The sequence below is a fragment of the Streptomyces sp. NPDC020731 genome (genome assembly GCF_044334705.1).
Taxonomy (GTDB): Bacteria; Actinomycetota; Actinomycetes; order Streptomycetales; family Streptomycetaceae; genus Streptomyces.
Map to the genome: position 1 here is coordinate 29937 of NZ_JBIRTN010000001.1, position 24853 is coordinate 54789.

Consider the following 24853-nt stretch of genomic DNA (forward strand, 5'->3'; position numbering starts at 1 on the left):
ATGACCGCGCGCAAGCCCACCAAGCCCAAAACCAAGCCGTGTCCGTCCTGCAAGGGCTCGGGTGAAGTCTCCCGGCCTGTCCGCGTCGGACGCAAGCGCAGGACGGTCGGCCAGCAAGCCGGTATGTGCCTGGGCTGCTTCGGCGCTGGCGAGATTCCTGCCGACGACTGAACCCGCCGGGGCGGCGGCCGGACACCTGGACCCCGCCCCGGCCCGATCCCCGCGAAGGGAGGTGGAGACCGTGTTCCGCTCGATCCGCATCGACGCCGTGCTCATTCAGGCCGTGATCGCCGGTGCCCTGTCCTTCGCCCACCTGCACGACCTTGCCGAAGCGGCCGGACAGTCCGGCTGGAAGGCATGGGCCTATCCCGTCTCCGTCGATCTGCTCTTGGTCGCCGCCTGGCGCCGACTGCGCACCGCGCGCCGAGACCGCTCGGCCTGGACATGGTTCGTCATCGCCCTGGTCGCATCCCTCGGCGCGAACGTCGTGACCGCCGGCCTCCTCGACCTCGACCACGTTCCAGCCTGGCTGCGCATCCTCGTCGCTGGCTGGCCTGCACTGGCTTTCCTCGGCGGCACCCTCCTGGTCCACCAACCCACCGACCGCACACCGGACCCGGCCCCCGTGCCTGCTCCCGTGCCGGTCGTCGACCGCCCCAAGACACCCGAACCGGCCCCGGAGATCACCACACCGGAGCCCGCCCCGGCCCTGCCGGAAGCACCGACCCCCGCGGTGCCGCCCGCGCTGGTCGACCACGCACGCAAGGTCGCCACCGAGCACCGCACCCGCACCGGAACCGACATCGACACCGCCACCCTGCGCGCCCGCCTCGGCATCCCGGAAGACCTCGCCGGCGCGATCGTCGCCCAACTCGCCTGAAAGGAGGTGACCCCTCGTGCGCCCGAACCGCTTTTACGACGTGATCCGCATCGGCCCCGTAAGGGTCGGCACGTTCAACAACGGCCGGGGCCAGACCCGGCACACCGCCGCCTGCACCGCCCCGAACTGCGGCTTCTCCACCGAGCACCGCGACCGCTCGGCGGCCGAACTCGCCGCCCGTACCCACCGCTGCACCTGAGAGGAGGACACCACCATGCAGCTCCCCGAAGACCAGCTTCGCGCCGGTCACATCCCCGCCGACCTCTACCGGCAGATCCCGCCCGGCACCGACGTGCGCCGCGTCGTGATCGTCCAAGAGGCGCCGCGCTCCTACCGGGGGCCCATCGTCCTGGCCCTGGTCGTCACCGCCGGGTCCGTCGCGGTGCTGCTGGTGGTCGCCTTCGTCGTCCAGGTCGTCGCCGGTGCTGCCGTCGCGGTCCTGTCGGCCACCGGCGGACTCAGCTATGCGATCAATCGCACGTCCAAGACCAGGAAGGGCAAGTGACATGGGCTTCTTCAGCCGCAAGAGCAACGACACCCCGGCCAACCCGGAGATAACCGAGCTGGGCCGTGAATACGCCATCGCCCGGCGCCACGGCGACCGCAAGACCGTCAAGCGCATCACCCGGCAGATCGGTGAGTCCGGTCTGAGCGAAGGCGACCGCACTTCGTTCGAGCAGGGCCGCGACTCCTACGACGCGATTCCGCCGGCCTACTCCACGCGCCGCAACCGCCGCCGCTAACGCCCTCCGGGGCGGCTCTCTCGCCAAAGAACCGCCGCCCCGGACGGCTCCACCACTTCCAGATCCAACGGACCCGAAAGGGAAACCTCATCATGCCCCAGCACGCCCGGAACACGCGCGTCTGCCGCGACTGCGACGGCTTCGCCACCGCCGCGATCACCACCGGCACCCGCCATGCCGACGGTACCCGCGCCACCCTCCGCGTCACCTGCCCGGCCTGCAAGGGCACCGGCCACACCGCCCCCGCCGCTCTGGCCCGGACGGGGAGGTGACCGCCGTGGCCCTCCTCGACTGGCGCTCGCCCGAGCACTTCGACCACACCGGCGACAAGCCGTGCGTGATCTGCACCAAGCCCACTCCGCTGCGCTCCGACCGGGGCAAGCCCGTCCACAAGGTGTGCGCGGAGGACTGGATCGACCGTCACCCCGCCAAGGAGGACGACGCGTGACCAACGCCGCCACCGCGGCGGGCCTGGACCCGGCCACCCTCGCCGACGTGCTGAGGCTGGCCGGGTCCACCGGCTTCGACCGCCTCCAAGACCAGATCCGCCGTACCGGTGGCTGCTCCGACCCCATCCACCTGATGGGCTCGACCGTCACCCGCGACGCTGCCACCGGACACGTGCTGCACGCGTACTCGACCGACACCGAACCCGGCGGCCGGCTCCGCGTCGCCTGCGGCAACCGCCGGGCCTCGCGCTGCCCGGCCTGCGCCTGGACCTACGCCGGGGACACCTACCACCTGATCCGCGCCGGCCTCGTCGGCGACCCGGCCAAGGGCACCCCGGACACGATCCGCGAACACCCGCGGGTGTTCGCCACCCTCACTGCGCCCTCGTTCGGCCCGGTCCACAACCGGCCCGGTAACCGGCCGTGCCGCTGCGGCACCCGTCATGGTGAGGACGCTCCCGAGCTGGGCACCCCGCTCGACCCGGAGGCGTACGACTACGCGGACGCGGTGTTGTGGAACAACCACGCCTCCGAGCTGTGGCGCTACTTCACGATCTACCTGCGCCGCCAGATCGCCAAGCGGGCCGGACTCACGCAGAAGGCTGCCCATGAAGCCTCCCGGGTCTCCTTCGGCAAGGTCGCCGAGTACCAGAAGCGCGGCGCGGTGCACTTCCATGCCGTGATCCGCTTCGACGGACCGGCCGGGCCCGACGATCCGCCCCCGTCCTGGGCCACTGTCGACCTGCTCACCGACGCCATCCGGGCCGCCGCCGCCCGCGTGGAAGTCGAGGTCCCCGCCGCCGGCGACCAGCCCGCCCGCGTCCTGCGCTGGGGCACCCAGCTCGACGTCCGCACCATCCGGGCCTTCGGCGACGGCGAGGAGATCACCGAACAGGCCGTCGCCTCCTACGTCGCCAAGTACGCCACCAAAGCCGCCGAAACCACCGGCACCGTCGACCGCCGCATCGGCAACAAAGAAGCCCTCGCCCTGCTCAGCGTGCCGGACCACCCCGCCCGGCTCATCGCCGCATGCCTCGACCTCCACGCGCTCTACCCGGACCGCAAGCTCCGCGACTGGGCACACATGCTCGGCTTCCGCGGCCACTTCTCCACCAAGTCTCGCCGCTACTCCACCACCCTCGGTGCCCTGCGCCAGGTCCGCGCCGACTACCGCGCCGCCCAGCAACGCGCCGCCCTCGGCCTGCCCGACCCCGACGACGAGAAGGCAACCACCCTGACCCTCGCCCACTGGACCTACGCCGGCCACGGCCACACCCCCGGCGAATCCTGGCTTGCCGCCAACATCCGCCGGGACATCCAGCACAACCGCGAAACCGCCCGCGAGGCCCTGCAAGACCTCGACACCCAAGGGGAGGACTGAACATGGATCGACTGCTGACCGTGGCGCAGGTTGCCGAACTGCTGGGAACAACGGAGCGTTTCCCTCGGCGGCTGATCGAGGAACGGCGTATCGAGTACGTGAAGGTGGGGCGACACGTTCGCATCCGTGAGAGCGCCGTACGTGCGCTGATCGACGCGAACACGGTGCAGCCTCGCCGGCGTGGCAACACTCTTCACGGGGTGGCTGCCTGATGGCCGGGAGGCGCCGCCAGTTCGGGCGGGTCCGCAAGCTCCCGTCCGGCCGTTACCAGGCTCGCTACGTTGGCCCGGACGGCATGTTGCGGCCTGCCCCGGAGACCTTCCGTACGAAGAAGGACGCGGATGCCTGGCTCGCCGACAAACAGACCGAGATGCGGCGCGGCGACTGGCACGACCCCGATGCGGGGAAGGTGGAGTTCGGCCCGTACGCCGCAGCCTGGATCGAGGAACGGGAGCTGACCGCCACCACTCGTCAGCTCTACGGTTCGCTGCTGCGGCATCACCTCGAACCCACCTTCGGCGTGGTCAACGTCGCGGACATCTCGCCCCCGCTCGTGCGCCGCTGGCGTGCCGACAAGCTCTCTGCCGGCACCGGTCCTACGACCGTAGCTAAGGCGTACGCCCTGCTTCGCGCCATCCTGCACACTGCTGTCGCTGACCAGATGATCCGACGCAACCCGTGCACGATCAAAGGCGCAAGCGTGGTGCACACCCCGGAGCGGCCCACCGCCACCGTGCAGGAGGTGTACGACCTCGCCGACGCCATCCAGCCGCGCTACCGGGCACTCGTTCTCATGGCTGGGTTCCTCGGTCTTCGCTGGGGCGAACTGATCGGCCTGCACCGCCGGGATGTCGACCTGGACCACGGCGCCGTGCGCGTCCGCCGGTCGGTCGCCGAACTCAACAACGGGCAACGCGAGATCAAGGCCCCCAAGAGCGCAGCCGGTAAGCGCACGGTGTCCATCCCCACCGCGATCGTCCCCGACATCCGCGAGCACCTGAAGCGGTATGCCGAGCCGGGTGCGGACGGCCGGGTTTTCATCGGTGCAAAGGGGGCGACGCCTCGCCGGAACCACTTCAACCGGCTGTGGCGCACCGCGTGCGGTGACGCCGGCGTCAAGGGCCTGCACTTCCATGATCTTCGGCACACTGGCAACACGCTCGCCGCGTCGACCGGCGCGAGCACACGTGAGCTGATGGCACGCATGGGCCACAGCACCGCCCGCGCCGCGCTGATCTACCAGCACGCCAGCGCAGAGCGGGACCGGCTGATCGCCGACGCCGTGTCCGGTCTTGTCGACAAGGGCCGGAAGAAGAATCGGAAGGGCAAGAAGAAAGATCGAAAGCCCAAGGGGCACGCCGGGGACACGACCGACTGATCGGGACCCCGGAAAGCGATCAGGGCCAGGCGGAGGAATGATCCTCTGACCTGGCCCTGAGCCGTATGGAGCGGGCGACGGGAATCGAACCCGCGTAGCTAGTTTGGAAGACTAGGGCTCTACCATTGAGCTACGCCCGCACGAGCGCGCCGCGCTTCGGTGGCCGCGGCACTGACAGGCATCGTAGCGGGTTGTACGCCCTCGTCGCACACCCCGTTTCCGGTCCGCCCCCCCCGGCGTCGCGCCGCGCCCGCGAAATGCGGCGACCGTTTCGCGCGGGTGCATGTACCCTACGTGTCGCACCAGACGGGGTGTGGCGCAGCTTGGTAGCGCGTCCGCTTTGGGAGCGGAAGGCCGTGGGTTCAAATCCCGCCACCCCGACCAGCCACCTGCTTCACGTACCGGTGATCGCCTTTTGGGTGCCGTACCCGCTGCCGTTACTATGCAAGCTGCACGCCCTGTGTGTCTCTGAAGTCCTCCGGGCGGCGAATCGGCCGGACCGTTCTGGTCCCGGCAGAACCCGAGAAGTCAGCCACAAGGAGACCGAACCGTGAAGAGCGCCGTGGAGACCCTGAACCCGACCCGGGTTCGGCTCACTGTCGAGGTGCCCTTCGAGGAGCTCAAGGACAGCCTCGACGCGGCGTACAAGAAGATCAACCAGCAGGTCACGGTGAAGGGCTTCCGCAAGGGCAAGGTCCCGGCCCGGGTCATCGACCAGCGCTTCGGCCGCGGTGCGGTGCTGGAGGAGGCCGTCAACGACGCCCTCCCGAAGTTCTACACCGACGCGGTCAACGAGGCGGAGCTGAACCCGCTGGGCCAGCCCGAGGTCGACATCACGGAGCTGAAGGACGGCGAGACGCTGAACTTCACCGCCGAGGTCGACATCCGCCCGGCCATCGAGATCCCGGACTACTCCGGCATCGAGGTCGAGGTCGACGCCGTCGAGGTCACCGACGAGGACGTCGAGAAGTCGGTCGAGCAGCTCCGCGAGCGCTTCGCCTCCACCTCCCCGGTGGAGCGCGCCGCCGAGGACGGCGACGTCGTCACCCTCGACCTGGAGGCCAAGGTCGACGGCGAGGTCCTCGAGGACGGCATCGCGAGCGGCGTGTCGTACACCATCGGCTCCGGCGAGCTGCTGGACGGCATCGACGACGCCGTGAAGGGCGTGGAGGCCGGTGGCGAGGCCACCTTCACCTCCGAGCTCAAGGGCGGCTCGGCGGCCGGCAAGGAGGCCGAGGTCACCGTCAAGGTCTCCCAGGTCGCCGCCCGCGAGCTGCCGGAGCTGGACGACGAGTTCGCCCAGCTCGCGTCCGAGTTCGACACCCTCGAGGAGCTCAAGGCGGACAGCCGCAAGCGCCTGGAGAACATGAAGCAGTACGACCAGGCCACGCAGGCCCAGGAGCGCGTCCTGGAGAAGCTGCTCGAGCTGGTCGAGGTCCCGGTCCCCGAGAAGCTGCTCGAGGACGAGATCAACACCCGCAAGCACAACCTCGAGCACCACCAGCTCGGCCAGATGGGCCTCGACCTCGCGAAGTACCTGGAGATCCAGGGCAAGACCGAGGAGGAGTTCGAGACCGAGACCCGCGAGGCCGCGGTCAAGGGCATCAAGACCCAGTTCGTGCTCGACGAGCTCGTCAAGCAGGAGAAGCTGAACGTCAACCAGGAGGAGCTCACCGAGCACCTCATGCGGCGCGCCGCCTCCTCCGGCATGTCCCCCGACCAGTTCGCCCAGGCCGTCGTCGAGCAGGGCCAGGTCCCGCTCCTCGTCGGCGAGGTCGCCCGCGGCAAGGCCCTGGCCGCCGTGGTCGAGAAGGCCACGGTCAAGGACACCAACGGCGAGGTCGTCGACCTCGAGGACGAGGAAGAGGACGAGGCGGAGACCGCCGAGTCGACCGAGGCCGAGGCCACCGAGGCCCCCGCCGAGGAGAAGACCGAGGGCTGACCCTCGCGTCACCTCCGACGTGATCAGCAGGGCCCCGGGGTGTGCACACCCCGGGGCCCTGCTGTCCGGCTCGCGGGGCGGCCGGCCCAGGGGCGCGGGACGGTACCGGCGTGCGGCCCCGCCGCGTGGGCGCGACCGGTCCTCACGGTCCGCGGCCGCCCGGGGACCGGGGCCCCGCCGTGCGGGCGCGACCGGCCCTCACGGGCCGCGGCCGGCCGCGGACCGGGGCCCCGCCGGGAAGGCGAACGGCGCTCCCCGAGGAGCACACCGCGGAGTACACCCCTTCTACGCCCCCGGCGAACACCCCGGTTACCGGGATTCCCCGGCGGAGCCACCGCGTTAGGGTCCATGAATACGGGGCCAGGAAACCACGGCGAGACCGCCGGAGGCCCCCCGCAGGGAAACGTGAGACGGCCCGGCGCCGTCGTAAGACGAGCAGGTGGATACGTGACGAATCTGATGCCCTCAGCCGCCGGCGAGCCCTCCATCGGTGGTGGCCTCGGCGACCAGGTCTACAACCGGCTGCTCGGCGAGCGGATCATCTTCCTCGGCCAGCCGGTCGACGACGACATTGCCAACAAGATCACCGCACAGCTGCTGCTCCTTGCCGCCGACCCGGACAAGGACATCTACCTGTACATCAACAGCCCCGGCGGCTCCATCACGGCCGGCATGGCGATCTACGACACCATGCAGTTCATCAAGAACGACGTGGTGACGATCGCGATGGGCCTGGCGGCCTCCATGGGCCAGTTCCTGCTGAGCGCCGGCACCCCCGGCAAGCGCTTCGCGCTGCCGAACGCCGAGATCCTGATCCACCAGCCGTCCGCCGGCCTGGCCGGCTCGGCCTCGGACATCAAGATCCACGCCGAGCGGCTGCTGCACACCAAGAAGCGCATGGCCGAGCTGACGTCCCAGCACACGGGCCAGTCGGTCGAGCAGATCACCCGCGACTCCGACCGCGACCGCTGGTTCGACGCCTTCGAGGCCAAGGAGTACGGCCTCATCGACGACGTGATCCCCACGGCCGCCGGTATGCCGGGCGGCGGCGGCACCGGGGCCTGAGCGGCCTCACGGAGCCCTTGTGGCCCCGTGGACGCCCCCGGGCCCCCAGGGGCCCGGCGAACAGCCCCAGCAGCCCCAGCCGACCGCCTCAGCCCCTTTCAGGAGACACCGTGAACAGCTTCCCCGGCAGCGGCCTGTACGACCGCACGCCCGCCGCCTCCGAGGCCCGGTACACCGGCCCCTCGGCCGAGTCCCGCTACGTCATCCCGCGCTTCGTCGAGCGCACCTCCCAGGGCATCCGCGAGTACGACCCGTACGCGAAGCTCTTCGAGGAGCGGGTGATCTTCCTCGGCGTCCAGATCGACGACGCCTCCGCCAACGACGTCATGGCGCAGCTGCTGTGCCTGGAGTCGATGGACCCCGACCGTGACATCTCGGTCTACATCAACAGCCCCGGCGGCTCCTTCACCGCGCTCACGGCGATCTACGACACGATGCAGTACGTGAAGCCGGACGTCCAGACGGTCTGCATGGGCCAGGCGGCCTCCGCCGCCGCCGTCCTGCTGGCCGCCGGTACGCCCGGCAAGCGCATGGCGCTGCCGAACGCGCGCGTGCTGATCCACCAGCCGTACAGCGAGACCGGCCGCGGTCAGGTCTCCGACCTGGAGATCGCCGCCAACGAGATCCTCCGGATGCGGAGCCAGCTGGAGGAGATGCTGGCCAAGCACTCCACCCGGCCGCTCGACAAGATCCGCGAGGACATCGAGCGCGACAAGATCCTCACGGCCGAGGACGCGCTGGAGTACGGCCTGATCGACCAGATCATCACCACCCGGAAGATGGACAACTCCAGCCTGCGCTGACGCGAGGTGGGGGTGTAACGTCTGCCGCCCCTTGGCACGGTTTGGCACGGTCCACGTCAAAGTGAACCGTGCCAAGGGGGGCCCGAACGAGGGGCTCGGCAAGGTACCGTCGGACATAAGGCAGCACCAGGAGCCGCCGGACGTTGACGTCCAGGCGACTCCCAGGCGAAGGGGAAGCACACCGTGGCACGCATCGGTGACGGCGGCGATCTGCTCAAGTGCTCGTTCTGCGGCAAGAGCCAGAAGCAGGTCAAGAAGCTCATCGCAGGGCCCGGTGTGTACATCTGCGACGAGTGCATCGATCTCTGCAACGAGATCATCGAGGAAGAGCTCGCCGAGACCAGCGAGGTCCGCTGGGAGGAACTGCCCAAGCCCCGCGAGATCTACGAGTTCCTCGAGGGGTACGTGGTGGGGCAGGAGTCGGCCAAGAAGGCCCTCTCCGTCGCCGTGTACAACCACTACAAGCGCGTCCAGGCCGGCGAGAACGGCGGCGCCCAGGGCCGTGAGGACGCCATCGAGCTGGCGAAGTCCAACATCCTCCTGCTGGGCCCCACGGGCTCCGGCAAGACCCTGCTGGCCCAGACCCTGGCCCGCATGCTGAACGTCCCGTTCGCGATCGCCGACGCCACGGCGCTCACGGAGGCGGGATACGTCGGCGAGGACGTCGAGAACATCCTGCTGAAGCTGATCCAGGCGGCCGACTACGACGTCAAGAAGGCCGAGACCGGGATCATCTACATCGACGAGATCGACAAGGTCGCCCGCAAGAGTGAAAACCCGTCGATCACCCGTGACGTCAGCGGTGAGGGCGTCCAGCAGGCCCTGCTGAAGATCCTCGAGGGCACCACGGCGTCCGTCCCGCCGCAGGGCGGCCGCAAGCACCCGCACCAGGAGTTCATCCAGATCGACACGACGAACGTGCTGTTCATCGTGGGCGGTGCCTTCTCCGGACTGGAGAAGATCATCGAGGGCCGGGCCGGCGCCAAGGGCATCGGCTTCGGCGCGACGATCCGCTCCAAGCGGGAGATGGAGTCCAAGGACCAGTTCGAGGAGGTCATGCCGGAGGACCTGGTCAAGTTCGGCATGATCCCCGAGTTCATCGGCCGCCTCCCCGTCATCACCTCGGTCCACAACCTCGACCGCGAGGCCCTCCTCCAGATCCTGGTCGAGCCGCGCAACGCGCTGGTGAAGCAGTACCAGCGCCTCTTCGAACTCGACGGTGTGGAGCTGGACTTCGAGCGCGAGGCCCTGGAGGCCATCGCCGACCAGGCCATCCTCCGCCAGACCGGAGCCCGCGGCCTGCGCGCCATCATGGAGGAAGTCCTCCAGGGCGTGATGTACGAGGTCCCGTCCCGCAAGGACGTCGCCCGCGTGGTCATCACGGCCGACGTGGTCCTCTCCAACGTCAACCCGACCCTGATCCCGCGCGACGCCCGCGGCCGGGGCTCCGGGGAGCAGAAGACGGCGTAGCAGCCACACGGAGGACACGCGGAAGGGGCCCCGGTCGATGCGACCGGGGCCCCTTCCGCGTGTGTACGTCTCAGGCCTTGACGCGGATCTGCTCGCGGAGCTTGGTGGTCAGGTCCACCGCGGTGTCCTTGCCGACGCCCGTGCCGTTGTTGTCGCCGGGGGAGACCATGGCGACCGTGCTGTAGTCGGCCCAGGCGCAGAACCAGTCGGTCGACTCCTTCTTGGTCAGCGCGTTGGTGCTCTTGGTCGACTGGCACTTGGCGACCGCGCCGTCGATCTCGACCTCCTCGGGGTCGCCGATCAGCTCCGCGTTCTGCATGCCGCCGGTGTCACTGGTCGAGCTCTCCTTGACTTCCTTCTGGATGTTGGCGAAGAACTTGTCCAGGACGATCTGGGGGTCGGCGATCTCGCCGTAACCGCCCACCATCGTCATGCCCTTGGCGGTCAGCAGTTCGGCCTGGTCGGGAATGGTGGAGGGGTCCTCGGGGTCGTAGCCGCCGAAGTCGGCGGTCGACCACTGTCCGACGACGGCCGTACCGTTCTTGACCCCGCTCTTCTCCATGTCCTTCGCGGTGTCGGAGTCGCTGGCCTGGTTGCCCTCGCCCACCCGCTTGTACTCGCCGATCACCGTCTCCGGCGTCGACAGCTTGTGCGCCCCGTCGTCCTCCAGGCCGCCCGCGCCGCCGCCCCCGCCGATCACGAAGTACGCGCCCACGCCGATGGCCGCCACGACCGCCACCGCGCCGATGATGATCCCGGCCTTCCTGCCGCCGCCACCGGACGCCGGAGGCTGGGGCGGCATGCCGTACTGGGGCTGGCCGTACGGGGGCTGCTGGCCGTACGGGGGCTGCTGCGGCGGGACGCCCGGCTGGCCGGGCTGCTGCGGGTAGCCGTAGCCGGGCTGGCCGGGCGGCGGGGCCTGCTGGGGGTAGCCGTAGCCGGGCTGCGGGGCCTGCGGCTGCTGGCCGTAAGGACCCGGCTGGCCGTACGGCCCGGGCTGCTGGGGCTGCCCGCCGTACGGGCCCGGCTGGTTGTAGCTCATTTCTGGGTTCCCCTCCAGATGCTTATACGTTGCTGACATCCTGACTCAGGAGTGAGACGTTCAGGCAGGCGGGGGTCGCACCGTTACAAAGGAAACGCGTTTCGGGACAGGCCCGTGACGCCTCTAAACTGAGCCCCGTGACCGAGAACGCTCAGCAGGAGCCACCAGCGCCCACGACCGAACTGCCGACCCAGTACGCGCCGGCCGATGTAGAGGGGCCGCTGTACGAGCGCTGGGTAGAGCGCGGTTACTTCGAGGCGGACGCGGCGAGCGACAAGCCGCCCTTCACCGTCGTCATCCCCCCGCCGAACGTCACGGGAAGCCTGCACCTCGGGCACGCGTTCGAGCACACGCTCATCGACGCCCTGACCCGCCGCAAGCGCATGCAGGGCTTCGAGACGCTGTGGCAGCCCGGCATGGACCACGCCGGCATCGCCACGCAGAACGTCGTCGAGCGGGAGCTCGCCAAGGAGGGCAAGTCCCGCCACGACCTCGGCCGTGAGGCGTTCGTCGAGCGGGTCTGGCAGTGGAAGGGCGAGTCCGGCGGGCAGATCTCCGGCCAGATGCGCCGCCTCGGCGACGGCGTCGCCTGGTCGCGTGAGCGCTTCACGATGGACGAGGGCCTCTCCCAGGCCGTCCAGACCATCTTCAAGCGGCTCTACGACGACGAGCTGATCTACCGCGCCGAGCGCATCATCAACTGGTGCCCGCGCTGCCTGACCGCGATCTCCGACATCGAGGTCAACTACCAGGACGACGACGGCGAGCTCGTCTCCATGAAGTACGGCGACGGGGACGAGACGATCGTCGTCGCCACCACCCGCGCGGAGACGATGCTCGGTGACACGGCCGTCGCCGTCCACCCCGGGGACGAGCGCTACAGGCACCTCGTCGGCAAGCTCGTCAAGCTGCCGCTGACCGACCGCTCCATCCCGGTCGTCGCCGACGAGCACGTCGACCCCGAGTTCGGTACGGGTGCCGTCAAGGTCACCCCGGCGCACGACCCGAACGACTTCGAGATCGGCCGACGGCACGGCCTGCCGTCCCTCACCGTGATGGACGAGCACGCCGTCATCACCGCCCACGGCCCCTTCCAGGGCCTGGACCGGCTCGAGGCCCGCTCCGCCATCGTCGCCGCGCTGCGCGCCGAGGGCCGGATCGTCGCCGAGAAGCGGCCGTACGTCCACTCGGTCGGCCACTGCTCGCGCTGCAGTACCACCGTCGAGCCGCGGCTGTCCATGCAGTGGTGGGTCAAGGTCGGCCCGCTGGCGAAGGCGGCCGGCGACGCCGTCCGCGACGGCCGCGTCAAGATCCATCCGCAGGAGATGGAGAAGCGGTACTTCGACTGGGTCGACAACCTCCACGACTGGTGCATCTCGCGGCAGTTGTGGTGGGGCCACCGCATCCCCGTCTGGTACGGGCCGAACGGCGAGGTCGTCTGCGTCGGCCCGGACGACGAGGCTCCGGCCGGCGAGGGCTGGCACCAGGACACCGACGTCCTCGACACCTGGTTCTCCTCCGGCCTGTGGCCGTTCTCCACGCTCGGCTGGCCCGAACAGACCGAGTCGCTCGCGAAGTTCTACCCGAACTCCGTCCTGGTCACCGGCTACGACATCCTCTTCTTCTGGGTCGCCCGGATGATGATGTTCGGCCTGTACGCGATGGACGGCACCCCGCCGTTCCACACCATCGCCCTGCACGGCATGGTCCGCGACCAGTTCGGCAAGAAGATGTCGAAGTCCTTCGGCAACGCGGTCAACCCGCTGGACTGGATGGACAAGTACGGCTCCGACGCCCTGCGCTTCACCCTCGCCCGCGGTGCCAACCCCGGCGTCGACGTGCCGATCGGCGAGGACTGGGTCCAGGGCTCGCGCAACTTCGCCAACAAGATCTGGAACGCGACGCGTTTCGCGCTGATGAACGGCGCGACGGTGGACGGCCCGCTGCCGGACGCCTCGCAGATGTCGCCGACCGACCGCTGGATCCTGTCCCGCCTCAACTCGACCGTCGCGGAAGTCGACGCGTTCTACGAGGACTACCAGTTCGCGAAGCTGTCCGACGCGCTGTTCCACTTCGCGTGGGACGAGGTCTTCGACTGGTACGTCGAGCTGTCCAAGACGACGTTCCAGGCGGGCGGCGCGCCGGCCGAGGTCAGCAAGCGGGTCCTCGGCGAGGTCCTCGACGTCACCCTGCGGCTGCTGCACCCGGTGGTCCCGTTCGTCACGGAGACGCTGTGGACGACGCTCACCGGTGGCGAGTCGGTGGTCATCGCCGACTGGCCGGCCGACAGCGGCTTCCGGGACGCGGATGCCGAGCGGGAGATCGAGACGCTGCAGTCGGTGATCACGGAGGTCCGGCGGTTCCGCGCGGACCAGGGGCTGCAGCCCGGACAGCGCGTCCCGGCCAGGCTGACCCTCGACGGCACGGCGCTGGCCCCGCACGAGCCGGCCGTCCGCCAGCTGCTGCGCCTGCAGCCGGAGGGGGAGTCCTTCACCGCGACGGCGACCCTGCCGGTCGCGGGCGTCGAGGTCGCGCTGGACCTGTCCGGCGTGATCGACGTCGCCGCGGAGCGCAAGCGCCTCGCCAAGGACCTCGCCGCCGCCGAGAAGGAGAAGGCCCAGGCCACGGCGAAGCTCGGCAACGAGGCGTTCCTCTCGAAGGCACCGGATCACGTGGTCGACAAGATCCGGGGCCGTCTGGCCAAGGCGGAGGAGGACATCGCGCGCCTCCGGGCGCAGCTGGAGAAGCTGCCGGAGGCGTAGACGCCGGTACGCCGGTGGAGGCTCCCGGTGCCCTGTCGGCACCGGGAACCTCCATGCGCTCAGGGGCGCGGGGGCCGGATCGGCGTACGGCTCCGCCGCGTGGGCGCGACCGGCCACGACGCGCCCGCACGGGCCGCGGGGCGCCGGCCGCTCCACTCCGTGGGTGTCCCGTCGGCCGGCCTCCGTAGACTGGTCCCCGTGAGCGACATCCCCGGCGAGAACGACCAGCCAGACCCCCTCGACTCCTTTGACGAGATCGTCGACGCGGAGACCACCCGCGACCCCGACCTCGCCGTCATCGAGGCCGGCAGCCGCACCCTGCGCACCCAGGGCGGCCCGTCCCAGGCGGACGTGCCGGCCCGTCCCGAGGACCCCGAGGTCGACAAGGCCCTGCGCGAGGTCGAAGTGGAGCTCGCCACCCGCTGGGGCGAGACCAAGCTCGAGCCCTCGGTCGCCCGGATCGCCGCGCTGATGGACGTCCTGGGTGAGCCCCAGCGCGCGTACCCCTCGATCCACATCACCGGCACCAACGGCAAGACCTCCACCGCCCGCATGATCGAGGCCCTGCTCGGCGCCTTCGAGCTGCGCACCGGCCGCTACACCTCGCCGCACGTCCAGTCGGTCACCGAGCGGATCAGCCTCGACGGCGCCCCGGTCTCCGCCGAGCGGTTCATCGAGACGTACCAGGACATCAAGCCGTACGTCGAGATGGTCGACTCCCAGCAGGAGTACCGGCTGTCCTTCTTCGAGGTGCTCACCGGCATGGCGTACGCCGCCTTCGCCGACGCGCCCGTGGACGTGGCGGTCGTCGAGGTCGGCATGGGCGGCAGCTGGGACGCGACGAACGTGATCGACGCCGGTGTCGCCGTGGTGACGCCGATCGACCTCGACCACACCGACCGGCTCGGCACCACGCCCGCCGAGATCGCCACCGAGAAGGCCGGCATCGTCAAGCGGGACGCGACGGTGATCATGGCCCAGCAGCCGGTGGACGCCGCGCAGGTGCTGCTGAAGAAGTCCGTCGAGGTGGACGCGACGGTGGCCCGGGAGGGCCTGGAGTTCGGGGTCGTGGCCCGGCAGGTCGCCGTCGGCGGCCAGCTGGTGACGCTGCGCGGACTCGGCGGCGAGTACCCCGAGGTGTACCTCCCGCTGCACGGCGAACACCAGGCCCACAACGCGGCCGTGGCGCTCGCCGCCGTGGAGGCGTTCTTCGGCGTCGGCGCGCAGCATGCCCAGCCGCTCGACAACGACACCGTGCGCAAGGCGTTCGCCGCCGTCGCCTCCCCGGGCCGGCTGGAGGTCGTACGGCGTTCGCCGACCGTCGTCCTGGACGCCGCCCACAACCCGGCGGGCGCGCGGGCGGCGGCCGCCGCGATCGGGGAGGCGTTCCAGTTCAGCCGGCTCATCGGCGTGGTCGGCGCGAGCGGCGACAAGAACGTGCGCGGACTGCTGGAGGCGTTCGAGCCGGTCTTCGCCGAGGTCGTCGTCACCCAGAACTCCAGCCACCGCGCGATGGACGCCGACGAGCTGGCGGGAATCGCCGTCGAGGTGTTCGGCGAGGACCGCGTCCAGGTCGAGCCGCGACTGCCGGACGCCCTGGAGGCCGCGATCACGCTGGCCGAGGAGGAGGGCGAGTTCGCGGGCGGCGGTGTGCTCGTCACCGGTTCCGTCATCACCGTCGGCGAGGCCCGACTGCTCCTGGGGAGGGGCTGAGATCCCATGCGTACGCTCTGCGCTTCGACCCTGATCGGCGAGTTCTTCATCATCGGTTTCGCCGGGCTGGTCGCGATGAAGGACGCGGACCTGTCCACCGGCACGGTGTGGACGGTCTGCGGCATCGCGATGTTCCTGTGCGTGGCCCTGTGCGGGATGATCACGCGGCCCGGCGGGGTGGCCCTCGGCTGGGCGCTGCAGATCGCCCTCGTCGCCTCCGGTGTCTTCGTCCCGATGATGTTCTTCATGGGGGCGCTCTTCGCGCTGCTGTGGTGGGCGTCGGTGCACTTCGGGCGAAAGGTGGACGAAGCGAAGGCCCGTTTCGCCGCACAGGCGGGCCGGCCTGACGTTGCGTGACAGGTGTCCCGACACGCCCGGTAACCTCGTCCTCCCGCACCACTTCACGCACAAGGAGCTCCGTCGTGACCCAGCGCACCCTCGTCCTGCTCAAGCCCGACGCCGTACGTCGTGGCCTGACCGGCGAGATCATCAGCCGTATCGAGCGCAAGGCCGGCTGGGGGATCACCGCGCTGGAGCTGCGCACCCTGGACCAGGACACGCTGGAGCAGCACTACGGCGAGCACAAGGGCAAGCCGTTCTACGAGCCGCTGGTGGAGTTCATGGCCTCCGGGCCGATCGTGGCGATGATCGTCGAGGGTGAGCGGGTCATCGAGGGAGTGCGCCAACTGGCCGGTCCGACCGACCCCGTCGCCGCGGCGCCGGGGTCGATCCGCGGCGACTTCGGTGTGATCGTCCGGGAGAACCTGATCCACGCCTCCGACTCCGAGGAGTCCGCCGAGCGCGAGGTGAAGATCTTCTTCCCGGGTCGCGCGTAATCTCGCGCATAACGATCACGTCGCGGCCGCGTCCAGCGTGTTTGGCCGCCTGTCGGATGGTCTGGGGGCTTTGCCCCCGGGCCATTTCTGGCATATGCGCGGCGTTCGGGGGAACGGATGCCCCCGATGGACCGTCTCCACAAGCAGCGGGACACGCCATCTGATGACAATGGCGAAGACCCTCGCGCGGTGTTCGCGAAGGCGCGTTTACCATGGAAGCCATCACGTCACCGCACCCACCTCGCCGACCTGAGAAGCCCTCAAAAGCTCGCGGGAAGGCCAGTCGAATCCTGATGGGGAACTCAATGTCGTTCATCGGCCGTGACATGGCTGTCGACCTCGGGACCGCCAACACGCTGGTGTACGTCAGGGGTCGTGGGATCGTACTCAACGAGCCGTCCGTCGTCGCGATCAACACCAACACCGGCGGCATCCTCGCGGTCGGCGCCGAAGCGAAGAAGATGATCGGGCGCACGCCCGGCAACATCGTCGCGGTGCGTCCGCTGAAGGACGGCGTCATCGCCGACTTCGAGATCACCGAGCGGATGCTCCGCTACTTCATCCTGAAGATCCACAAGCGGCGGTACCTGGCTCGTCCGCGGGTCGTCGTCTGTGTGCCCTCGGGCATCACGGGCGTCGAGCGCCGTGCCGTCATCGAGGCGTCGTCCCAGGCCGGCGCCCGTCAGGTGCACATCATCGAGGAGCCCATGGCCGCCGCCATCGGCTCCGGGCTGCCGGTCCACGAGGCCACCGGCAACATGGTCGTGGACATCGGCGGCGGCACCACGGAGGTCGCGGTCATCTCCCTCGGCGGCATCGTCACCGCCCAGTCCATCCGCGTCGCGGGCGACGAGCTGGACAACGCGATCATCCAGCACATCAAGAAGGAGTACTCCCTCCTGCTGGGTGAGCGGACGGCCGAACAGATCAAGATCACGATCGGTTCGGCGTACGACCTGGACACCGACGAGCACACCGAAATCCGCGGCCGGGACCTCGTCTCCGGACTGCCGAAGACCGTGGTGATCTCCGCCGCCGAAGTGCGCAAGGCGATCGAGGAGCCGGTCAACGCCATCGTGGACGCCGTCAAGACGACCCTCGACAAGTGCCCGCCGGAACTGTCGGGCGACATCATGGACCGGGGAATCGTTCTGACGGGCGGCGGCGCGCTGCTGCGCGGGCTCGACGAGCGGCTGCGCCGGGAGACGGGCATGCCGATCCACATCGCCGAGGACCCACTGGACAGCGTGGCGCTCGGTTCCGGCAAGTGCGTCGAGGAGTTCGAGGCGCTTCAGCAGGTGCTCGACGCCCAGCCGCGCAGATGACACAACCCCTCGATTCCGCCGTACGGGACGACCTTCTTCCGTACGGCGGATCGTTGATATAGAGGCATGAGCTCCCCCACAACGCCTCGAAACACTTCGAAACGCTCCCGAGCACTTCGAAGCACCCGCGACACACCTGAACAGACCCCCACCTCATACCCGTTCTCGACGAGGAAGGCACGGCCGCCGCACGTGAGGGACACACGAGAGAGCCGGCTGCTCCTGGTGCTGCTGATCGCCATCGCGTTCGCACTGATCACGGTGGACATCCGCGGCGGGGAGGATTCACCGGTCGACGGTGCCCGGCAGGCCGCGGCGACCGTCTTCGGCCCGATCGAGAACGGCGTGTCCGGCGCGGTCGACCCGATCGGCAACGCCGTCTCCGCCGTCCGCGAGTCCGGCGACCGGCACGACCGGCTCGCCGAGCTGGAGCGGGAGAACGCCGCGCTCAAGGCCGAACTCGGCAGCGACGACCGGGGCCGCAGCCGCCTCAAGCAGCTCGACAAACTGCTGAAGATCTCCGGCCAGGGCCAGTACGGCATCAAGGGCGCCCAGGTCATCGCCATAGGAGCGGCCCAGGGCTTCTCCTGGACCATCACCATCGACGCCGGCGCCGACGACGGCATCGAGCGCGACATGACCGTCCTCAACGGCGACGGACTCGTCGGCCGCGTCACCACCGTGGGCCCCGGCACCGCCACCGTGCTGCTCGCCAGCGACCCCGACTTCACCGTCGGCACCCGCATGGAGGCCACCGACGAACTCGGCTTCGCCTCCGGCCAGGGCGACCGACCGCTGCGCGTCGAACTCCTCAACGGCAAGGCCGAGATCAAGAAGGGGGACCGCCTGGTCACCTTCGGCTCGCAGGCCGACAAGCCGTTCGTGCCCGGCGTTCCCGTCGGCGTCGTCTCCCGCGTCGACCCCTCCGGCGGTGACCTCACCCGCACCCTCTCCGTCACGCCGTTCGTCAGCTTCAGCAAGCTCGACGTCGTCGGCGTCGTCGTCCAGGCCCCCGGGAAGGACCCGCGCGACACGGTGCTGCCCAAGAAGCCGAAGCCGACCCCCACCCCGACCGTGACGGTGACCGTCACCCCCTCCGCCCCCGCCGACGGCCTGAACCAGCAAGAGCAGTAGGAGCTGTCACCCCATGCGCGTCAACCGGATCCTGCTCTCCAGCTCGCTGATCGTCGTCGCCCTGGTGATCCAGGTGAGCGTCCTCGCCCGGCTCCACCTCCCGGGCGCCGTCCCCGACCTGCTGCTGCTCACCGTCCTCGGCCTCGCCCTGGTCTACGGCCATGTCGGCGGCGCCCTCATCGGCTTCGCCGCCGGACTCCTCGCCGACCTCGCCCCGCCCGCCGACCACGCCGCCGGGCGCTACGCCCTCGTGCTGTGCGTCATCGGCTACCTCGCCGGACTCGTCAAACCCGAGAGCGGCCAGGTGAAGTCGGCGACCGGCCCGATGGTCGTGGTCGTCGCCGCCGCCGTCGGCTCCACCCTGCTCTACGCCGGTGTCGGCGCCCTCGTCGGCGACACCGCCGCCCGCCATGTCGGCCTGAGCGGACTGCTGTTCACCGCCGCCCTGTACGACCTGCTGCTCGCGCCGTTCGTCGTCCCCGGCGTCATGGCCCTGGCCCGGCGCGCCGAGAACGACCCGCTCGCCGAGACCAACCCCGCCAAGTCCGGCGACATCGCCTCCGGCTGGCTCTCCGGCGGCACCGGACTGCGCATCGGCGGGCAGCGCAACGGACTGCGGGTCAAGGCGGCCCGTGCCCGGGTGGCCCGCGCCGGACGCATCAAGGGGGTCAAGCGCCTGTGACCTCGCACAACTTCACCGGAACGAGTGAACGGCGGCGGAACGCGAGCCCATGGCCCGGCCGTTCATCACTCGTACCCGCACATCCGTACGCGCTCTGAGAGAGGAGGAAGCCGCGTGACCAACATCCCCGAGACCGGCCGCAGCCCGCGGGTCCAGATCCGGCTCGTCGTCATCCAGGTCCTCGTCATCTCCCTCCTCGGCACCCTCGGCGGGCGCCTGTGGTACCTCCAGATCCGCGAGGGCGACCAGTACGCCAAGGAGGCCTCCGGCAACCACGTCCAGCAGGTCGTCCAGCCCGCGGTCCGCGGCTCCATCCTGGACGCGCGCGGAGTGGCCCTCGCCGACAACGAGACCCGGCTGGTCGTCTCCGCCTCCCGCACCGACCTGCTGAAGATGAAGGACGACGGCAAGGCGGTCCTCGCCAAACTCGCCGGCGTCCTCGGCATGGACGCCGAAGAGGTCGCCCAGAAGGTCCGCCTCTGCGACGCCAAAACCCCCCAGCCCTGCTGGAACGGCTCGCCGTACCAGCCCATCCCCATCACCGACGAGGCCACCGCCAAACAGGCCCTGCAGATCCGCGAACGCGCCGAGGACTTCCCCGGCATCACCGCCGAACCGCAGGCCCTGCGCCGCTACGCCGCCCCCGGCAAGGCCAACACCGCCCAGGTCCTCGGCTATCTGTCGCCCGTCACCGACGAGGAGATCACCCAGGCCCAGGACACCAGCTCGCCCTACCTGCGCTCCGACATGGTCGGCCGGTCCGGCCTGGAGCGCCAGTACGACAAGCAGCTGCGCGGCAAGGCCGGCGTCACCCGCTACGAGGTCGACAACCTCGGACGCGTCATCGGCGAGGCCGAGTCCGACCCCGCCCAGCCCGGCGCCAACCTCGTCACCAGCATCGACTCCCGCGTCCAGCGCATCGCCGAGTACGAGCTGAACGAGGCGATGAAGGAAGCCCGCAAGCAGCACGACCGCAACACCAACCGCAACTACGAGGCCGACTCCGGCGCCGTCGTCGTCATGGAGGCCAAGACCGGCCGCGTCGTCGCCATGGCGTCCAACCCGACCTACGACCCCAACGCCTGGGTCGGCGGCATCTCCGCCAAGGACTACGCGGACCTCACCGGCAAGAAGTCCAACTACCCGCTGCTCAACCGCGCCATCCAGGGCCAGTCGGCCCCCGGCTCCATCTTCAAGGTCGTCCCGACGGCCGCAGCCATACAGGCCGGCTACTCCTTCGAAGGCCCCTACAACTGCTCCAGCTCGTACTCCATCGGCGGGCAGGTCTTCAAGAACTTCGAGTCCCAGAACCACGGCCCGATCAGCCTCGGCCGCGCCCTGGAGGTGTCCTGCGACACCGTCTTCTACGCCCTCTCCCACCAGGAGTGGAAGCGCGACGGCGGCAACAAGCCGAAGAAGAACGCCAACGACTGGTTCTACAAGACCGCCCACCAGTTCGGCCTCGGCGACGAGACCGGCATCGACCTGCCCAACGAGGTCACCGGCCGCGTCCCCGACCGCCAGTGGAAGCTGGACTACTGGAAGGCCAACAAGGACGCCTGGTGCAAGTACGGAAAGAAGGACGGCACCTACGCCGAGAAGATCGCCTACGAGAACTGCCTCGAAGGCAACCGGCTGCGCGCGGGTGACTCCGTCAACTACTCCATCGGCCAGGGCGACACCCTCGTCACCCCCATCCAGATGGCCACCATCTACTCGGCCATCTCCAACGGCGGCACGCTCTACAACCCCACCGTCGGCAAGGCCGTCATCAGCCCCGACGGCAAGACGGTCACGGAGATCGAGCCCCAGTCGCACGGCAAGCTGCCGATGACGAAGAAGACGCTCGGCCAGATAGACGCAGCCCTCGAAGGAGTCGCCACCCGCGGTACGGCCGCGTGGCGGTTCGGGGGCTGGCCACAGGACGAGATCCCGATGCACGCCAAGACCGGTACCGCCGAGGTCTACGGCAAGCAGACCACCTCGTGGTTCGCCACGTACACCAAGGACTACTCGATCGTCATGACGATCTCCCAGGGTGGTACGGGCTCCGGCGCCTCGGGCCCCGCCGTGCGCAACATCTACAACGCCCTGTACGGCGTCTCCGAGGACGGCGAGATCGACAAGAAGAAGGCGCTGCTGTCCACGCCGCAGAAGAACCTCCCCAAGGTCCGCACGGACGGCACCATCAAGTCCCCGAAGATCTCCAAGGACCCCGCCAAGGACCGGGTGACCCCCTCGCCCGACGCGGGGGCCACCACCCCGCAGGGGGACCCGGCCGACCCGCAGCAGACGGGCACGGTCCCCTCACCGGAGAACACCAATCGCGAGACCCGCCGCCGCCACCGGCGACGACGCGGCGGCACCGGCACCGGAAAGGCACCGCGGAGGGCAGCGTCATGACCGGCGGAGCCAACAGCTTCCAGGTCTCCGGATACGGACCGGAGCGGGCCGGCTGGACACGGGTCCTCGCCCGCGACTCCCTGGCCCGGCGCCTCGACTGGCCGATAGTGTTCGCGGCGCTCGCCCTCTCCCTGCTGGGCTCGCTCCTGGTCTACTCGGCCACCCGCAACCGCACCGAACTCAACCAGGGCGACCCCTACTACTTCCTGGTCCGGCACTGGCTCAACACCGGCATCGGACTGGCCCTGATGATCGCCGCCATCTGGCTCGGCCACCGCGCCCTGCGCACGGCCGTGCCCCTGCTGTACGGCGCCTCGGTCGCCCTGATCCTGCTGGTGCTCACCCCGCTGGGCTCCACCATCAACGGCGCCCACTCCTGGATCAAGCTCCCCGGCGGCTTCTCCCTCCAGCCCTCCGAGTTCGTGAAGATCACGATCATCCTGGGCATGGCGATGCTGCTCGCCGCCCGCGTAGACGCCGGCGACAAGCCGTACCCCGATCACCGCACGGTCCTCCAGGCCCTCGGGCTGGCCGTCGTCCCCATGCTGATCGTGATGCTCATGCCCGACCTCGGATCGGTCATGGTCATGGTCATCATCGTGCTCGGCGTGCTCCTCGCCTCCGGCGCCTCCAACCGCTGGATCTTCGGCCTGCTCGGCGCCGGCGCGGCCGGCGCGATCACCGTCTGGCAGCTCGGAATCCTCGACGAGTACCAGATCAACCGCTTCGCCGCCTTCGCCAACCCCGAACTCGACCCGGCCGGCGTCGGCTACAACACCAACCAGGCCCGCATCGCCATCGGCTCCGGCGGACTGAACGGCTCCGGCCTCTTCCACGGCTCCCAGACCACCGGCCAGTTCGTACCCGAACAGCAGACCGACTTCGTCTTCACCGTCGCCGGTGAGGAACTCGGCTTCGTCGGCGGCGCACTGATCATCGGCCTGCTCGGCATCATCCTCTGGCGCGCCTGCCGCATCGCCCGCGACACCACCGACCTGTACGGCACGATCGTCGCCGCCGGCATCGTCGCCTGGCTCGCCTTCCAGGCCTTCGAGAACATCGGCATGACCCTCGGCATCATGCCCGTCACCGGCCTGCCCCTGCCGTTCGTCTCCTACGGCGGCTCCTCCATGTTCGCCGTCTGGCTGGCCGTGGGCCTGCTGCAGTCCATCCGGATACAACGGCCGATGTCCGCGTGAACCGTCGTGGGCGCGGAGCGGTGGTCCACTGCCGCTCCGCACCCACGACTAGATTCACCTTTGGCGGATAGATTCGCCTCATGGCGGACACCAAGCGCGAGATCGAGCGAAAGTACGAGTCCGACGACGGCGGACTGCCCGACCTGACCCGCGTCCCCGGCGTGGCAACCGTCCTCGACAGGGGCATCGCCCACCTCGACGCCACCTACCACGACACCGCCGACGAACGCCTCGCCGCGTCCTCCGTCACCCTGCGCCGCCGCACCGGCGGCTCCGACGCCGGCTGGCATCTGAAGTTCCCCGTCGCCCCCGGAGTGCGCGACGAGATCCACGCACCGCTCTCCGACACCCTCCCGGACGAACTCGCCGCCCTCGTCCGCTCCCGCGTCCGCGACAGAGAACTGCTGCCCGTCGTCCGGCTGCGCTCCGACCGCGACGTACGCCACCTGGTGGACGCCGACGGCCGGCTGCTCGCCGAGGTCAGCGCCGACACCGTCCACGCCGAACGCCTCACCGGCACCGGCGGCACCGCCCGGTGGACCGAGATCGAGGTCGAACTCGCCGACGACGGCGACCCCGCCTTCCTCGACAAGGTGGAGAAACGCCTGCGCAAGGCCGGCGTACGCCCCTCGGCCTCGACCTCGAAACTGGCCAGAGCACTGGCCGACACGGCACCGGACAAAACCCCGGCCGCGGCGACGGCACCCGCCACGGCACCGGAGGCGGCCCCGCGGCAGAAACGCAGGTCACGGACGATCGGGAAACCCGTCACCGCCGGCGACCACGTCCTCGCCTACGTCCGCGCCCAGCGCGACGCCCTCGTCGAACTCGACCCCGCCGTACGCCAGGACATCCCCGACTCCGTGCACCGCATGAGAGTCGCCACCCGCCGCCTGCGCAGCACCTTCCGCTCCTTCCGCACCGTCCTCGACCGCGAGGCGACCGACCCCGTCGGCGCCGACCTGAAGTGGCTGGCCGCAGAGCTGGGCCTGGACCGCGACCAGGAGGTCCTCGCCGAACGCCTCCGGTCGTCCCTGGCCGGCCTGCCCGACGCCCTCGTCGCCGGCCCCGTGGGCGACCGGCTCACCACCTGGGCCGAGGCCCGCCACACCGGAGCCCACGGCCACCTCACCGGCATCCTCGACTCCCGCCGGTACCTCACCCTCCTCGACGCCCTGGACGCCCTGCTCGCCGACCCGCCCCTGCGCAAGAAGGCCCGAGCCACACCGGACAAGGTCCTCACCAAGGCCGTACGCAAGGACCTCGACAAGCTCACCGGCCTCGTCACCCGGGCCCTGGACCTCCCACCCGGCACCGACCGCGACGTCGCCCTGCACGAAGCACGCAAGAAGACCAAGCGCACCCGCTACGCCGCCGAGACCGCCACCCCCGCACTCGGCAGACCGGCGAACGGCCTCGTCAAGGCCATGAAGTCGCTCCAGGGCCTGCTCGGCGACCACCAGGACAGCGTCATGGCCCGACAGACCCTCCGCGAACTCGCCGCCGTCGCCCACGCGGCAGGCGAGAGCGCCTTCACCCACGGCGTCCTCCACGGCCGCGAGGAACGCCGCGCGGAGCTCGCCGAGGCGGCCCTCCCCGAAGCCTGGACATCGCTCACCAAGGACCTTCGGCCCTGGACAACGTAG

25 protein-coding genes and 2 tRNA genes are annotated in these 24853 nt (G+C 69.8%); 25 read left to right on the forward strand and 2 right to left on the reverse strand.

The window, feature by feature from the left end; translation table 11 throughout:
* The 10 genes from ACH4VX_RS00145 to ACH4VX_RS00190 all read left to right on the forward strand — a co-directional run bounded on the left by ACH4VX_RS00145 (position 1) and on the right by ACH4VX_RS00190 (position 4831).
* A complete protein-coding gene (locus ACH4VX_RS00145; protein ID WP_398364532.1) occupies positions 1 to 171 on the forward strand; it encodes a hypothetical protein in 171 nt (56 codons plus the stop codon).
* 70 nt (positions 172 to 241) lie between these two features.
* Positions 242 to 880 carry a DUF2637 domain-containing protein gene (locus ACH4VX_RS00150; protein WP_398364534.1) on the forward strand — a complete coding sequence of 213 codons (639 nt, stop codon included), beginning with the start codon at positions 242 to 244 and terminating at the stop codon, positions 878 to 880.
* Positions 881 to 896: 16 nt separating this feature from the next.
* The gene (locus tag ACH4VX_RS00155) at positions 897 to 1079 is read left to right on the forward strand and encodes a mobile element transfer protein (protein ID WP_058916493.1); all 183 of its coding nucleotides are present in this window, start codon (positions 897 to 899) and stop codon (positions 1077 to 1079) included.
* Between the two features lie 15 nt (positions 1080 to 1094).
* A complete protein-coding gene (locus ACH4VX_RS00160; RefSeq protein ID WP_398364536.1) occupies positions 1095 to 1385 on the forward strand; it encodes a hypothetical protein in 291 nt (96 codons plus the stop codon).
* Position 1386: 1 nt separating this feature from the next.
* A complete protein-coding gene (locus ACH4VX_RS00165; RefSeq protein ID WP_398364538.1) occupies positions 1387 to 1623 on the forward strand; it encodes a hypothetical protein in 237 nt (78 codons plus the stop codon).
* Between the two features lie 92 nt (positions 1624 to 1715).
* On the forward strand, positions 1716 to 1895 hold the full coding sequence (locus ACH4VX_RS00170; protein WP_398364540.1) for a hypothetical protein: 180 nt from the start codon (positions 1716 to 1718) through the stop codon (positions 1893 to 1895).
* 5 nt (positions 1896 to 1900) lie between these two features.
* The gene (locus ACH4VX_RS00175; RefSeq protein WP_398364541.1) at positions 1901 to 2071 is read left to right on the forward strand and encodes a hypothetical protein; all 171 of its coding nucleotides are present in this window, start codon (positions 1901 to 1903) and stop codon (positions 2069 to 2071) included.
* Entirely contained in the window at positions 2068 to 3453 is a 1386-nt protein-coding gene (gene repSA / locus ACH4VX_RS00180) for a replication initiator protein RepSA (RefSeq protein ID WP_398364543.1), read from the forward strand. Before ACH4VX_RS00175 ends, repSA begins: the two co-directional genes overlap by 4 nt.
* A gap of 2 nt (positions 3454 to 3455) precedes the next feature.
* The gene (locus tag ACH4VX_RS00185) at positions 3456 to 3665 is read left to right on the forward strand and encodes an excisionase family DNA-binding protein (protein WP_398364545.1); all 210 of its coding nucleotides are present in this window, start codon (positions 3456 to 3458) and stop codon (positions 3663 to 3665) included.
* Positions 3665 to 4831 carry a tyrosine-type recombinase/integrase gene (locus ACH4VX_RS00190; protein ID WP_398364547.1) on the forward strand — a complete coding sequence of 389 codons (1167 nt, stop codon included), beginning with the start codon at positions 3665 to 3667 and terminating at the stop codon, positions 4829 to 4831. Before ACH4VX_RS00185 ends, ACH4VX_RS00190 begins: the two co-directional genes overlap by 1 nt.
* Positions 4832 to 4897: 66 nt before the next feature.
* Here the strand turns inward: ACH4VX_RS00190 and ACH4VX_RS00195 are convergent.
* Positions 4898 to 4971, reverse strand: a tRNA-Gly gene (locus ACH4VX_RS00195).
* A gap of 167 nt (positions 4972 to 5138) precedes the next feature.
* Between ACH4VX_RS00195 and ACH4VX_RS00200 the strand changes: the two genes are divergently transcribed.
* The 5 genes from ACH4VX_RS00200 (at position 5139) to clpX (ending at position 10111) form a co-directional block, all read left to right on the forward strand.
* Positions 5139 to 5215 (forward strand) — tRNA-Pro (locus ACH4VX_RS00200).
* Between the two features lie 166 nt (positions 5216 to 5381).
* A complete protein-coding gene (gene tig / locus ACH4VX_RS00205; protein WP_398364549.1) occupies positions 5382 to 6773 on the forward strand; it encodes a trigger factor in 1392 nt (463 codons plus the stop codon).
* A gap of 459 nt (positions 6774 to 7232) precedes the next feature.
* On the forward strand, positions 7233 to 7838 hold the full coding sequence (locus tag ACH4VX_RS00210; RefSeq protein WP_030217676.1) for an ATP-dependent Clp protease proteolytic subunit: 606 nt from the start codon (positions 7233 to 7235) through the stop codon (positions 7836 to 7838).
* 110 nt (positions 7839 to 7948) lie between these two features.
* On the forward strand, positions 7949 to 8641 hold the full coding sequence (locus ACH4VX_RS00215) for an ATP-dependent Clp protease proteolytic subunit (protein ID WP_398364550.1): 693 nt from the start codon (positions 7949 to 7951) through the stop codon (positions 8639 to 8641).
* 183 nt (positions 8642 to 8824) lie between these two features.
* Positions 8825 to 10111: an ATP-dependent Clp protease ATP-binding subunit ClpX gene (gene clpX / locus ACH4VX_RS00220; protein ID WP_398364552.1), complete on the forward strand. Its 1287-nt coding sequence runs from the start codon at positions 8825 to 8827 to the stop codon at positions 10109 to 10111.
* Positions 10112 to 10181: 70 nt separating this feature from the next.
* Here clpX and ACH4VX_RS00225 read toward each other — a convergent pair whose 3' ends face one another.
* On the reverse strand, positions 10182 to 11153 hold the full coding sequence (locus ACH4VX_RS00225; RefSeq protein WP_398364554.1) for a hypothetical protein: 972 nt from the start codon (positions 11151 to 11153) through the stop codon (positions 10182 to 10184).
* Positions 11154 to 11290: 137 nt separating this feature from the next.
* On the opposite strand from ACH4VX_RS00225, the gene ACH4VX_RS00230 reads away from it, so the two are divergent.
* The 10 genes from ACH4VX_RS00230 (at position 11291) to ACH4VX_RS00275 (ending at position 24853) form a co-directional block, all read left to right on the forward strand.
* Positions 11291 to 13915, forward strand: a complete 2625-nt coding sequence (locus tag ACH4VX_RS00230; protein WP_398364556.1) for a valine--tRNA ligase — start codon at positions 11291 to 11293, stop codon at positions 13913 to 13915.
* Between the two features lie 198 nt (positions 13916 to 14113).
* The gene (locus ACH4VX_RS00235; RefSeq protein ID WP_398364558.1) at positions 14114 to 15628 is read left to right on the forward strand and encodes a bifunctional folylpolyglutamate synthase/dihydrofolate synthase; all 1515 of its coding nucleotides are present in this window, start codon (positions 14114 to 14116) and stop codon (positions 15626 to 15628) included.
* A gap of 6 nt (positions 15629 to 15634) precedes the next feature.
* A complete protein-coding gene (locus tag ACH4VX_RS00240; RefSeq protein WP_398364560.1) occupies positions 15635 to 15985 on the forward strand; it encodes a DUF4233 domain-containing protein in 351 nt (116 codons plus the stop codon).
* Between the two features lie 65 nt (positions 15986 to 16050).
* Positions 16051 to 16464: a nucleoside-diphosphate kinase gene (gene ndk / locus ACH4VX_RS00245; protein WP_398364562.1), complete on the forward strand. Its 414-nt coding sequence runs from the start codon at positions 16051 to 16053 to the stop codon at positions 16462 to 16464.
* 305 nt (positions 16465 to 16769) lie between these two features.
* Positions 16770 to 17789 (forward strand): rod shape-determining protein, encoded by a 1020-nt coding sequence (locus ACH4VX_RS00250; protein ID WP_006133575.1) that lies wholly within the window; start codon positions 16770 to 16772, stop codon positions 17787 to 17789.
* Between the two features lie 192 nt (positions 17790 to 17981).
* A complete protein-coding gene (gene mreC, locus ACH4VX_RS00255) occupies positions 17982 to 18923 on the forward strand; it encodes a rod shape-determining protein MreC (protein WP_398364564.1) in 942 nt (313 codons plus the stop codon).
* A gap of 13 nt (positions 18924 to 18936) precedes the next feature.
* A complete protein-coding gene (gene mreD / locus ACH4VX_RS00260) occupies positions 18937 to 19605 on the forward strand; it encodes a rod shape-determining protein MreD (RefSeq protein WP_398364566.1) in 669 nt (222 codons plus the stop codon).
* Positions 19606 to 19719: 114 nt separating this feature from the next.
* Positions 19720 to 22008, forward strand: coding sequence for a penicillin-binding protein 2 (mrdA, locus tag ACH4VX_RS00265; RefSeq protein ID WP_398364568.1), 2289 nt, complete (start codon positions 19720 to 19722; stop codon positions 22006 to 22008).
* Positions 22005 to 23207 carry a rod shape-determining protein RodA gene (gene rodA, locus ACH4VX_RS00270; protein WP_398364569.1) on the forward strand — a complete coding sequence of 401 codons (1203 nt, stop codon included), beginning with the start codon at positions 22005 to 22007 and terminating at the stop codon, positions 23205 to 23207. Before mrdA ends, rodA begins: the two co-directional genes overlap by 4 nt.
* Before the next feature lie 80 nt (positions 23208 to 23287).
* Positions 23288 to 24853, forward strand: a complete 1566-nt coding sequence (locus tag ACH4VX_RS00275; RefSeq protein ID WP_398364571.1) for a CHAD domain-containing protein — start codon at positions 23288 to 23290, stop codon at positions 24851 to 24853.

Bases quoted from the DNA above. Each gene is read 5' to 3' on its own strand.
- ACH4VX_RS00190 (WP_398364547.1), top strand. From the start codon at position 3,665: ATGGCCGGGAGGCGCCGCCAGTTCGGGCGGGTCCGCAAGCTCCCGTCC.
- ACH4VX_RS00225 (WP_398364554.1), bottom strand. From the start codon at position 11,153: ATGAGCTACAACCAGCCGGGCCCGTACGGCGGGCAGCCCCAGCAGCCC.
- ACH4VX_RS00170 (WP_398364540.1), top strand. From the start codon at position 1,716: ATGCCCCAGCACGCCCGGAACACGCGCGTCTGCCGCGACTGCGACGGC.
- ACH4VX_RS00240 (WP_398364560.1), top strand. From the start codon at position 15,635: ATGCGTACGCTCTGCGCTTCGACCCTGATCGGCGAGTTCTTCATCATC.
- ACH4VX_RS00250 (WP_006133575.1), top strand. From the start codon at position 16,770: ATGTCGTTCATCGGCCGTGACATGGCTGTCGACCTCGGGACCGCCAAC.
- mreD (WP_398364566.1), top strand. From the start codon at position 18,937: ATGCGCGTCAACCGGATCCTGCTCTCCAGCTCGCTGATCGTCGTCGCC.
- ACH4VX_RS00165 (WP_398364538.1), top strand. From the start codon at position 1,387: ATGGGCTTCTTCAGCCGCAAGAGCAACGACACCCCGGCCAACCCGGAG.
- ACH4VX_RS00160 (WP_398364536.1), top strand. From the start codon at position 1,095: ATGCAGCTCCCCGAAGACCAGCTTCGCGCCGGTCACATCCCCGCCGAC.
- ACH4VX_RS00275 (WP_398364571.1), top strand. From the start codon at position 23,288: ATGGCGGACACCAAGCGCGAGATCGAGCGAAAGTACGAGTCCGACGAC.
- rodA (WP_398364569.1), top strand. From the start codon at position 22,005: ATGACCGGCGGAGCCAACAGCTTCCAGGTCTCCGGATACGGACCGGAG.
- ACH4VX_RS00210 (WP_030217676.1), top strand. From the start codon at position 7,233: ATGCCCTCAGCCGCCGGCGAGCCCTCCATCGGTGGTGGCCTCGGCGAC.
- ACH4VX_RS00185 (WP_398364545.1), top strand. From the start codon at position 3,456: ATGGATCGACTGCTGACCGTGGCGCAGGTTGCCGAACTGCTGGGAACA.
- ACH4VX_RS00145 (WP_398364532.1), top strand. From the start codon at position 1: ATGACCGCGCGCAAGCCCACCAAGCCCAAAACCAAGCCGTGTCCGTCC.